A 1,934-nucleotide genomic window follows, 5' to 3' on the forward strand; every position below is an offset into this window, starting at 1 on the left:
CTCCTCCCTGCTCATCGGCAGGAATGGCGCTGGCCCGAAACATTCGGCCCAGTACTTTGGATAGTCAAATAACGGCTTGGCTGCTTGCATGTCGATAACCGGTGTTGGCTTTCATTGAATTTCGCGGGCGCGGAATATAGCACAAATTTTGACCAATTCCTGCGGCTGTGGTCGGAAATTGTGCCGACCCCATTCGCGAGCAGGCTCGCTCCCACATTTGAACGCATTCCAAATGTGGGAGCGAGCCTGCTCGCGAAGAGGCCAGATCAGGCGCCGAAGATTACTCGTCGTCGTCGAAGTTATAGCTGCCCGGCGCAAGGTTTTCGAAACGGGTGTACTTACCGATAAACGCCAGGCGGATAAAGCCGATTGGCCCGTTCCGTTGCTTACCGATAATGATTTCGGCGATGCCTTTATGCTCGGTCTCCGGGTGATACACCTCGTCGCGGTACACGAACATGATCACGTCAGCATCCTGCTCGATCGCTCCGGATTCCCGGAGGTCGGAGTTGATCGGGCGTTTGTTCGGCCGCTGCTCGAGGGAACGGTTGAGCTGCGACAGCGCCACCACCGGGCAGTTGAATTCTTTGGCCAAGGCTTTCAAGGAACGCGAGATTTCCGAAATCTCGTTGGTGCGGTTGTCGCCGCCGGAACCTGGAATCTGCATCAATTGCAGGTAGTCGATCATGATCAGGCCGATGTCACCGTGCTCACGCGCCAGACGCCGGGTTCGCGCACGCATTTCCGACGGACTGATACCGGCGGTGTCGTCGATGAACAGCTTGCGGTCATTGAGCAGGTTGACCGCCGAGGTCAGGCGCGGCCAGTCGTCATCTTCTAGCTGACCGGAACGCACCTTGGTCTGGTCGATGCGGCCCAGCGACGAGAGCATACGCATGACCAGCGATTCGCCTGGCATCTCGAGGGAGTACACCAGCACGGCCTTGTCGCTGCGCAGTACGGCGTTTTCCACCAGGTTCATCGCGAAGGTGGTTTTACCCATCGACGGACGACCGGCGACGATGATCAAGTCAGCTGGCTGCAAACCGCTGGTCTTCTCGTCGAGGTCGGTGTAGCCGGTGGACAGGCCGGTAATCGCGTTGTCGGTGTTGAATAGTGTGTCGATGCGGTCGATTGCCTTGGTCAGCAAATCGTTCACGCCTACCGGGCCACCGGTTTTCGGCCGAGCCTCGGCAATTGCAAAGATCTGACGCTCGGCTTCGTCGAGGATTTCCTCGGCGGTGCGCCCTTCCGGGTTGAAGGCGCTGTCGGCGATCTCGGTGCTGATGCCGATCAGTTGGCGCAACGTCGCACGCTGGCGGACGATCTGCGCATACGCCTTGATGTTGGCGACGGACGGTGTGTTTTTCGCCAGTTCGCCAAGGTAACCGAGGCCGCCCACTTGCGAGGTCTGACCTTCCTTGTCCAATTGTTCGGCAAGGGTCACGACGTCGATCGGCGAGTTCTGATCGGCCAGTTTGGCGATCGCACGGAAGATCAGGCGGTGGTCATGTCGATAGAAATCACCGTCGGAGACTTGATCGAGCACGCGTTCCCAGGCGTTGTTGTCCAGCATCAGACCACCGAGTACAGCCTGTTCGGCTTCGATGGAATGCGGCGGCACCTTCAGGGCAGCGGTTTGCAGATCGTATTGCTCGGGAGCGGAGATATCGTTCATGGCCACTTGAGTTTGGTTGAAAATCAGGAATTGCAGAAAGACAAAGGGCACGACCTGTAAACAGGATCGTGCCCGATGTTAACCGTCTGACGGGCAAGCCGCCAGCCGATCAGGTGTTGCTTAAGCTGCTACCACGACAACGCGTACGGTGGCTTCAACTTCGGCGTGCAGGTGCACAGCCACGTCGAATTCACCTACGTTGCGGATGGTGCCGTTCGGCAGACGAACTTCGCTCTTCTGCACTTCAACGCCGGAG

3 protein-coding genes are annotated in these 1,934 nt (G+C 58.1%); all 3 read right to left on the reverse strand.

Features of this window, described 5'->3' with window-relative positions:
* Positions 1 to 90 (reverse strand): hypothetical protein (locus ACIP1X_RS28320; RefSeq protein ID WP_400755913.1); only part of this gene is annotated, 90 nt, incomplete at its 3' end.
* Between the two features lie 190 nt (positions 91 to 280).
* Positions 281 to 1,678: a replicative DNA helicase gene (gene dnaB / locus ACIP1X_RS28325; protein ID WP_053116810.1), complete on the reverse strand. Its 1,398-nt coding sequence runs from the start codon at positions 1,676 to 1,678 to the stop codon at positions 281 to 283.
* A gap of 120 nt (positions 1,679 to 1,798) precedes the next feature.
* The coding region (locus ACIP1X_RS28330; protein WP_400755914.1) for a 50S ribosomal L9 C-terminal domain-containing protein at positions 1,799 to 1,934 on the reverse strand (136 nt) is incomplete at its 5' end.

The sequence above is a fragment of the Pseudomonas sp. NPDC088885 genome, assembly GCF_044750025.1.
GTDB lineage: Bacteria > Pseudomonadota > Gammaproteobacteria > Pseudomonadales > Pseudomonadaceae > Aquipseudomonas > Aquipseudomonas rustica.

Bases quoted from the DNA above. Each gene is read 5' to 3' on its own strand.
- dnaB (WP_053116810.1), bottom strand. From the start codon at position 1,678: ATGAACGATATCTCCGCTCCCGAGCAATACGATCTGCAAACCGCTGCC.